Origin of the sequence: Parabacteroides leei (genome assembly GCF_023369805.1) — a bacterium.
GTDB classification, from domain to species: domain Bacteria; phylum Bacteroidota; class Bacteroidia; order Bacteroidales; family Tannerellaceae; genus Parabacteroides; species Parabacteroides leei.
In genome coordinates, this window is record NZ_JAMBQG010000014.1 from 170,842 (window position 1) to 179,554 (window position 8,713).

The 8,713-nt window shown below is 44.9% G+C and carries 7 protein-coding genes; 6 read left to right on the top strand and 1 reads right to left on the bottom strand.

What is annotated here, in order from left to right:
* Positions 1-60: 60 nt before the first annotated feature.
* The 6 genes from M1P97_RS18695 to rsgA all read left to right on the top strand — a co-directional run bounded on the left by M1P97_RS18695 (position 61) and on the right by rsgA (position 7,286).
* Complete coding sequence (locus M1P97_RS18695; protein ID WP_394803931.1) at positions 61-1,713, top strand: DUF4980 domain-containing protein; 1,653 nt, start codon at positions 61-63, stop codon at positions 1,711-1,713.
* Between the two features lie 37 nt (positions 1,714-1,750).
* Positions 1,751-3,334: a glycoside hydrolase family 32 protein gene (locus tag M1P97_RS18700; RefSeq protein ID WP_249389862.1), complete on the top strand. Its 1,584-nt coding sequence runs from the start codon at positions 1,751-1,753 to the stop codon at positions 3,332-3,334.
* Between the two features lie 15 nt (positions 3,335-3,349).
* A complete protein-coding gene (locus M1P97_RS18705; RefSeq protein WP_195373471.1) occupies positions 3,350-4,225 on the top strand; it encodes a carbohydrate kinase family protein in 876 nt (291 codons plus the stop codon).
* The gene (locus M1P97_RS18710; RefSeq protein ID WP_195373454.1) at positions 4,222-5,385 is read left to right on the top strand and encodes an MFS transporter; all 1,164 of its coding nucleotides are present in this window, start codon (positions 4,222-4,224) and stop codon (positions 5,383-5,385) included. Before M1P97_RS18705 ends, M1P97_RS18710 begins: the two co-directional genes overlap by 4 nt.
* A gap of 347 nt (positions 5,386-5,732) precedes the next feature.
* Entirely contained in the window at positions 5,733-6,296 is a 564-nt protein-coding gene (frr, locus tag M1P97_RS18715) for a ribosome recycling factor (RefSeq protein ID WP_195373455.1), read from the top strand.
* Between the two features lie 57 nt (positions 6,297-6,353).
* Entirely contained in the window at positions 6,354-7,286 is a 933-nt protein-coding gene (rsgA, locus tag M1P97_RS18720) for a ribosome small subunit-dependent GTPase A (protein WP_195373456.1), read from the top strand.
* On the opposite strand, the gene dgt is transcribed toward rsgA, so the two are convergent.
* A complete protein-coding gene (gene dgt, locus M1P97_RS18725; RefSeq protein ID WP_195373457.1) occupies positions 7,287-8,612 on the bottom strand; it encodes a dGTP triphosphohydrolase in 1,326 nt (441 codons plus the stop codon). It lies immediately after the preceding gene.
* Positions 8,613-8,713 lie beyond the last annotated feature (101 nt).

The following is an 8,713-nucleotide window of genomic DNA, read 5'->3' on the forward strand; positions in this document are numbered from 1 at the left end:
GAATAAGATTGTGCCCTGTTTTATCGTTATAATAATGTCTTACTTTAATTTTAATTTACCATGAAAGTAAAAACTAAAAATGTGTTGATTCTCGCAAGTGCTTTACTGACCTGTATTTCTACAATGGAGGCACAAGACCTGACAATGAAGATTACGAAGAGGTATCTTAATCTTCCGGTTTCGCATCAGACAGACCGGGCAGTAATGACTTTTGATGTAGGAGGCAAGCAGGAACGGGCATTTAAGATCCGCCTGGCTCCGGAGAACCCGGATTACTGGGTGTTCTGTGATATGTCGGCCTTGAAAAATAAAGAAATAAAAATATCCTACGACGGGAATAAAGCTGGAATAAACAAGATCTATCAGGCCGACGAAATTGCCGGACAGGATAGTCTGTATAAGGAGACAAACCGTCCTCAGATACATTATACCCAACGTAGAGGCTGGAATAACGACCCCAACGGATTACTATATTATGAGGGCGAATACCATCTGTTTTACCAGCACAACCCGTACGAACGTGAATGGGAAAATATGCATTGGGGACATGCTGTAAGTAAAGACCTGGTCCATTGGGAAGAACTGCCGGAGGCTTTATTCCCTGATGAACATGGTACTATGTTCTCCGGTTCGGCCGTGATCGACTATGACAATACCTCCGGCTTCGGAAAGAAAGGTACTCCGGCGATGGTAGCTATCTATACGGCCGACAATCCGGAAAAGCAGGTACAATGTATTGCTTATAGCCTCGACAAAGGACGTACCTGGACAAAATATACAGGAAACCCGGTGATCGACTCCAAAGCGAAATGGAACAGTAAAGATACCCGTGATCCGAAAGTGTTCTGGCATAAACCATCCAATAAATGGGTGATGGTGTTGAATGAACGCGACGGACATTCTATCTATAACTCGGATAACCTGAAAGACTGGACGTTCGAAAGCCATATCACCGGCTTCTGGGAATGCCCCGAATTGTTCGAACTGCCTGTCGATGGAAATAAGAATAATACCAAATGGGTGATGTACGGAGCTTCCGGCACCTATATGACCGGTGCTTTTGATGGTAAGAAGTTCACACCTGAAGCCGGTAAATATTACTATTCGACCGGTTCTATCTATGCCGCCCAAACTTTCACCAATATTCCTGAATCCGACGGACGCCGTATCCAACTGGGCTGGGGACGTATCTCTCATCCGGGAATGCCTATCAACGGCATGATGTTGCTTCCGACAGAATTGTCTTTGCGCACGACCAAAGACGGTATCCGCCTTTTCAGTAAACCGATCAAAGAGTTTGACCAGTTGCAGACCAAAGCAGGCCAGTGGAACTCACTGACAGCCGATAAGGCCAATGAGTTGCTTCAACAATATAATGACGCAGGAATATTACGTATCCGTACCACCATCAAACTGTCTCATGCCACCAGTGCAGGTCTGAATCTCTTCGGACAACCTTTATTGGATTATGATATGAACTTCAATCGTATAAATGGTGTGTTCTATTCACCTGAAGATATGACCGGCATGGAAATTACTGCCGATATCATTCTGGATAAGACTTCTGTCGAAGTCTTTATAGATAACGGTGCTTACTCCTATTCAATGGAGCGTCGTCCGGATATGAAGAATAAGGAAGGTTTCCACTTCTGGGGAAATAATATTGAAGTAAAGGATCTGGATGTTTATACACTCCGGTCTATTTGGAAGTAAATGGATATTATTAAATGTATATAAAAGGAGTATGCTGATGAAATATGTTTTATATCTTGCGATCCCACTGGTAATCATATTGTCTATGACATCGTGTAAAAATAGTAAACCGAAAACTGAAACGGAGGATACAGTATCCGCGTTTCAGGAAAAGTATCGTCCACAATTCCATTTCTCTCCTGCAGAACATTGGATGAACGACCCAAATGGTATGGTGTATTATGAAGGAGAATATCACCTGTTTTATCAGCATTATCCTGAAGCGTCCGTTTGGGGACCTATGCACTGGGGGCATGCTATCAGCAAAGACCTGGTGCATTGGGAACACATGCCTATCGCACTGGCTCCGGATAGCCTGGGATATATATTCTCAGGAAGTGCAGTGGTCGACTGGAAGAATACATCCGGTTTTGGTACAACTGAAAATCCTCCTTTAGTAGCCTTCTTTACGTATCATAACCCGGATATAGAGCAGGCAAAACAGATCGAGATCGAATCGCAAGGCGTGGCTTACAGTGTCGATAAAGGCCGTACATGGATAAAATACGATAAGAATCCGGTATTAGAGAATCCTGGAATACGTGATTTCCGTGATCCGAAAGTCTTCTGGCATGAAAAGAGCGGACAGTGGATCATGTCTGTGGCATCGGGACAGACGATCAGTTTCTATGGTTCTAAGAATTGTATAGACTGGTCCTTCCTTAGCGAGTTCGGTAAGGGACAGGGTTGCCATGACGGTGTTTGGGAATGTCCCGACCTGCTTCCGCTGAAAGTAAAAGGTTCGGACGAATCCAAATGGGTTCTGTTGGTGAATATTAACCCGGGTGGTCCGGCCGGCGGTTCTGCCACTCAGTACTTTGTTGGTGATTTTGACGGCAAGACCTTTACCAGCGACCAGAAAAAGACATTCTGGATGGATCATGGCAAAGATAATTATGCAGGTGTGACCTGGTCTGACGCTCCCGGTGGTCGCCAGATATTGATCGGCTGGATGAATAACTGGGAATATGCCGGTGCAAAACCATGTGTGAAATGGAGTGGAGCTGCTACGTTCCCGCGTGAGTTGGGACTGGTGAAAGACGGATCGATCTATTTACTGACTTCCGATCCTGTAAAGGAACTGGATGCATTATACGGCGAGTCTGTTACCCTGGATAATATTAAGGTCAGCAAGTCCGAACTTCTGTCGGATAAATTTGAGTTCGGTAAGGCTCCTGTCGAGTTGAAACTAACATTCAACCAGGAGAATAATACCCAGTTGGGCTTTGCCTCCCGGTACGGAGTTCGTTTGAAAAACAACAAGGGCGAGTATATTACAATCGGTTATGAGAATGTGGACAAGTTGTTCTATGTAGACCGTACCAATGCAACCGGAGAGGTTTTCTCCGATAAGTTTGCTTCGGTTCACTCTGTCCCTTACATTGTGAATACACCGGAGATAGAATGGACATTGTTGATAGATGTGGCCTCCGTTGAGTTCTTTACGGCAGAAGGGCGCATCGTTATAACCGATGTGTTCTATCCTTCGGAACCTTTTAATACGATAGAAGTATTTACCGAGAATGGTAATGTGGATATCGTGAAAGGAAAAATAACTGAAATACGTTCAATCTGGAAATAAAAAAACATACAAATGATGAAAAAGAACAAACCAATAGTAGTGGGTATCGGCGAATTGCTGTGGGATGTCCTACCCACAGGAAAGAGAGCCGGTGGAGCTCCGATCAACTTTGTTTATCACGCTACCCAGATGGGAGCGGAAGGTTATGCGATTAGCGCCGTAGGGAATGATGTCTCCGGAACGGAGATTATCCAGGAGCTGGAAAAGAGTCATATCTCAACGAGTCTGGGAACAGTGGAACACCCCACCGGTAGCGTAATGGTGGAACTGAAAGAGGGTATTCCTACTTATACGATCATCGAGGGAGTGGCCTGGGACTTTATTCCTCTTACCCAGGAAGCCATCGACCTGGTGAAGAAAGCCGATGCCATTTGTTTCGGAACGCTTGCCCTGCGTGCAGCCGTTTCCCGCGAAACGATCCTTTCTTTATTGTCGTATGCCCGCGAAGATGCTCTTCGTTTCTTCGATATCAATATCCGCCAGTCTTATTACTCGAAAGAGCTGATCGAAACATTGCTGCATAAAGCAAATGTATTTAAGATCAATGACGACGAGTTGGAACTGATACGCACTATGTGTGACCTGGAAGGTACGGACGAAGAAGTCTGCCGGAAGCTGATCGCTAAATATAACTTGCGCTATATGATCCTGACGGCCGGAAGTTCCTTCAGTTCGATCTATACTGCAGATGAGACGTCTACCATTCCCACTCCTAAGGTGGTCGTGGCCGATACGGTTGGTGCCGGCGATTCGTTCTCCGGAGCATTTATCTATTCCATATTAACCGGTAAGTCCCTGCGTGAAGCCCATCAGGCAGCGGTAGAAACAGCAGCTTTTGTTTGTACCCGCGAAGGTGCATGGCCGGAATATCCTAATAAAGATCGATCATGAAAGAAAAAGGCTTATATATAAAACTGATCCCTATCATGTTGGCATTCTTTGCCATGGGATTTGTAGACCTCGTAGGTATCGCCTCCAACTATGTGAAGGCCGACCTGAACCTGACGGACTCGGAAGCAAATATCTTTCCTTCACTGGTGTTCTTCTGGTTCCTGATTTTCTCCGTGCCGACCGGTATGTTGATGAACCGTATCGGACGGAAGAAAACCGTGTTGCTCAGCTTGGTGGTGACTTTCTTCTCACTGCTTCTTCCTATCTTCGGTGACGGTTATACGCTGATGCTGCTTTCTTTCTCGCTGTTGGGTATCGGTAATGCATTGATGCAGACATCGCTGAATCCCCTGCTGTCGAATGTGATCAGCGGCGATAAATTGGCCAGCAGTCTCACTTTCGGACAGTTTGTAAAGGCGATCGCTTCTTTCCTGGCTCCATATATCGCTATGTGGGGAGCCACGGCGGCTATTCCTTCCTTCGGACTGGGCTGGAGGGTACTTTTCCCTATTTATATGGTGGTAGCAGTCATTGCCGTTCTTTTGCTTGGGGCTACGCAGATAGAAGAGGAGAAGCCGGAAGGCAAACCTTCTACTTTTGGCGAATGTTTTGCCCTATTGGGTAAACCTTTTATCCTGTTGTGCTTTATCGGTATCATGTGTCATGTAGGGATCGATGTGGGAACAAATACGACGGCTCCCAAGATCTTGATGGAACGTTTGGGGATGGGACTTCACGAAGCTTCGTTCGCTACCAGCCTTTACTTTATCTTGCGTACCATCGGATGCTTTCTCGGTGCTTTTATCCTGACGCGGATGTCGGCAAAGATATTTTTCGGTATTAGCGTTCTTATGATGCTGGCGGCTATGGTCGGTCTTTCCATCTTCCAAAGTAAAGAGATTATATATATATGTATAGGATTGATCGGTTTCGGTAACTCGAATGTGTTCTCAATCATCTTCTCACAGGCTATTCAATCTATGCCGCAACGCAAGAATGAAATATCCGGGCTGATGATCATGGGGTTGTTCGGTGGAACGATTTTCCCGCTCTTTATGGGCTTCCTGTCGGATGCTATGGCTTCGCAACTGGGTGCTATCATCGTTTTGAGCATAGGTGTTTTGTATCTGGCTTTCCTCTGTCCGAAGCTGAAACATTAGGAAATTACCGAAAAGGGTTAAGCGCTTGTTCAATAGTCTATTGCAGTTCCCTCGTAGTTCCCCGCTTTGGAAACTCCAGTTCCCTGCCCGGGAAACTCCAGTTTCTTCCGCAGGAAACCGGTGTTTCCCCGGCAAGAAACCGGTGTTTCCCCGGCAGCCAATAATAATAATGAATAAGGGACCGGTCATTTTCAGTTGCGTATCGTAACTCGAAGATGACCGGTTTCCTTTTTTTATCTGTGATATATGATTGAATTCTTTTGCTAAAAAAACAATTTGTTTGTCAGGTTCAAAAACTTTACTACTTTTGTTTATCGAAAAAACAGAAAACAAAATATCAATCAGTTATGGCAGAAATAAAGCAGTATGTACAGGCCGCAGAAGAGAAAATGACGTTCGCGATCGAGTATCTTGACGATCAGTTGGCTCATATCCGTGCCGGAAAGGCAAATCCGAAAATCCTTGACAATGTGAAGGTGCCTTATTACGGAAGTCTTGTTCCTCTAACTAACGTAGCTTCGGTGAATACACCGGATGCAAAGACGATTATCATTACTCCGTGGGAAAAGCCGCTTATCAAAGAGATAGAAAAGGCGATCATGAACTCGGAAGTAGGTATCACTCCGGAGAACAATGGTGAAATTATCCGTTTGGGTATTCCTCCGTTGACGGAAGAACGTCGTCGCTCTTTGGCAAAACAATCCAAGCAGGAGGCTGAAACAGCAAAGATCAGTATCCGTAACGCTCGTCGTGATGCTATCGAGGCAATCAAGAAAAGTGTGAAAGCAGATGGCATTCCCGAAGATGTGGCAAAAGACGCTGAAGCGGAAGTTCAGAAGATACATGATAAATTTATCAAAAAGGTAGATGACCTCTACGCTGCTAAAGAAAAAGAAATAATGACAGTATAACTTGTAGGGGCGAAACAATTTTCGCCCTTCTTTTTTTATATAAGACAATAAGAAGGCATGAAAGGATTGGTAATAAAGAATACAGGTAGCTGGTATACCGTGCGTACCGACGATGGTCGTGATGTGGAAAGTAAAGTTAAAGGCAATTTTCGTCTGAAAGAGATCCGCAGCACGAACCCCGTCTCGGTGGGCGACCGTGTTGATATCGATATCAATAATGAAGGCACTGCGTTTATTACCCATATAGAAGATCGGAAGAACTATATCATCCGTCGTGCTTCTAATTTGTCGAAACAGTCGCATATCATTGCGGCTAATCTCGACCAGGCCATGCTGATCGTTACTGTCAATTATCCGATTACTACCACTGTTTTTATCGATCGTTTTCTGGCTACTGCCGAAGCTTACCGTGTGCCGGTTAAAATGGTCTTCAACAAGATCGACCGTTATAAAGGAGAAGAGAAAGAATATCTCGATGCTATGATAAATCTATATACAACGATCGGTTATCCCTGTTCTACGCTCTGTGCAAAGACAGGTGAGGGGCTGGAAGAATTGAAGGCCGAGATGAAAGATAAGATTACACTTCTGTCGGGACATTCGGGAGTGGGAAAATCGACAATCATCAATAAGCTTGTTCCGGGGGTAAACTTGCGGACAGGCGATATCTCTGAGTATCATAACAAAGGGATGCATACTACAACCTTTTCTGAAATGATCCCATTACCGGAAGGCGGATACCTGATTGATACCCCGGGGATCAAAGGGTTCGGAACAATCGAGATGGAGACGGCCGAAATATCCCATTACTTCCCTGAAATATTCAAATTCTCGGCTGATTGCAAGTTCAGCGACTGTTCGCACCGGCATGAACCGGGCTGCGCAGTACTTAAAGCACTCGAAGAAAATTACATTAGCGAGTCGCGTTACAAAAGTTACCTCAGCATCCTTGAAGACAAGGAAGAAGGTAAATACCGCGAAGAATATTAATTATACGGCCGGAAGACTCATTCCGGTGATCTTACGATATAAATCGAGGGCATATACATCTGTCATCCCTGATATGTAATCGAGTACGCATTGCACCTTGCCATACGTGGTGGGAGCATTGGTGTCGTATTGTTCCGGGATACGTTGTAACAGGAGTTTACTGTAAGCATGGCTCTGGTTCATAACGGCCTCCGTCAAACTGTCGATGAGGTGGCTGAAGATATGGTAACCGGCCAGCTCGATGTCGAGTACTTCTTTGGCACGATAGATCTTTTTGTATGCTGTCTTTGAACAGGTTTCATAAGCCTCTTTGGCTTTCGTATTGATCTGCTCGATCAGGGGTGTATTATATGTTCCGGCCAGTATTCCTTCTTCATTTTCCAGAAAGACGCGTGAACATTCGTCTACCAATAAACCGATAATACAGGAACGGAGGTAAGCGATCTGTTCGTTTGTATCGTCTACCATTTTCATGACTTTAATGATGCGGTCGAGCCGTTCCCCTTCAAAGAAGTTAAGTAAAAGGCGGATAGCCTCTTCTATTGTCAGGATGTGTAGTTTGCAGGCATCTTCTATATCCATGATTTGATAACAGATGTCGTCGGCCGCTTCCACCAGATAGACCAGGGGGTAACGGACGTATTTGTTGGCATCTTCCGGATTTTTATTTATCCCCAGTTCTACCGCTATGCGCAAATAGGCTTCTTCTTCCGACTGGAAAAATCCGAATTTACCTTTCTTCCCGGAATAAACCGATGCATACGGATATTTAATAATGGAGGCCAAGGTGCTGTAAGTAAGTGCAAAGCCTCCTTTGCGTCTGCCGATAAACTGGTGCGTAAGCAGGCGCATGGCATTGGCATTCCCTTCAAAATGCAGGAAATCTTCCCAACGGCCGCCAGTCGAACGTATTTCATCTTCCAGATAACTACCGTTCCCTTCAGAAAAGTAAGCGGAGATAGCCCGTTCACCGGAATGTCCGAATGGAGGGTTTCCCATATCATGAGCCAGGCAGGCAGCAGAAACGATAGAACCTAATTCCGGAAAATTGATACTTCCATCAGGGTATTTCTGCATTAACCCCTTCGCTACATTATTACCTAGTGAACGACCTACACAAGATACTTCCAGGCTATGCGTCAAACGGTTATGAACAAAGATACTACCTGGTAGAGGGAATACCTGTGTCTTATTCTGTAATCTGCGAAAGGGGGAGGAGAAGATTAACCGGTCGTAATCCCGTTGGAAATCCGTACGCTCATGTTTGCGTTCATGATACTCTTCCATTCCAAAACGTTTGCCTGACAGTAATTGGGTCCAGTTCATAGTTTTATGATAAATGTCTTTTTACAAAGATAGACATTTTGGGGGAGAATCGGAGAATAAAGGCTTCAAATAATAATTAATTACGTAGTTCTATCAGAACT

Coding starts and splice junctions, on each gene's coding strand:
- M1P97_RS18710 (WP_195373454.1), top strand. CDS start 4,222: ATGAAAGAAAAAGGCTTATATATAAAACTGATCCCTATCATGTTGGCA.
- M1P97_RS18705 (WP_195373471.1), top strand. CDS start 3,350: ATGAAAAAGAACAAACCAATAGTAGTGGGTATCGGCGAATTGCTGTGG.
- frr (WP_195373455.1), top strand. CDS start 5,733: ATGGCAGAAATAAAGCAGTATGTACAGGCCGCAGAAGAGAAAATGACG.
- M1P97_RS18700 (WP_249389862.1), top strand. CDS start 1,751: ATGAAATATGTTTTATATCTTGCGATCCCACTGGTAATCATATTGTCT.
- rsgA (WP_195373456.1), top strand. CDS start 6,354: ATGAAAGGATTGGTAATAAAGAATACAGGTAGCTGGTATACCGTGCGT.
- M1P97_RS18695 (WP_394803931.1), top strand. CDS start 61: ATGAAAGTAAAAACTAAAAATGTGTTGATTCTCGCAAGTGCTTTACTG.
- dgt (WP_195373457.1), bottom strand. CDS start 8,612: ATGAACTGGACCCAATTACTGTCAGGCAAACGTTTTGGAATGGAAGAG.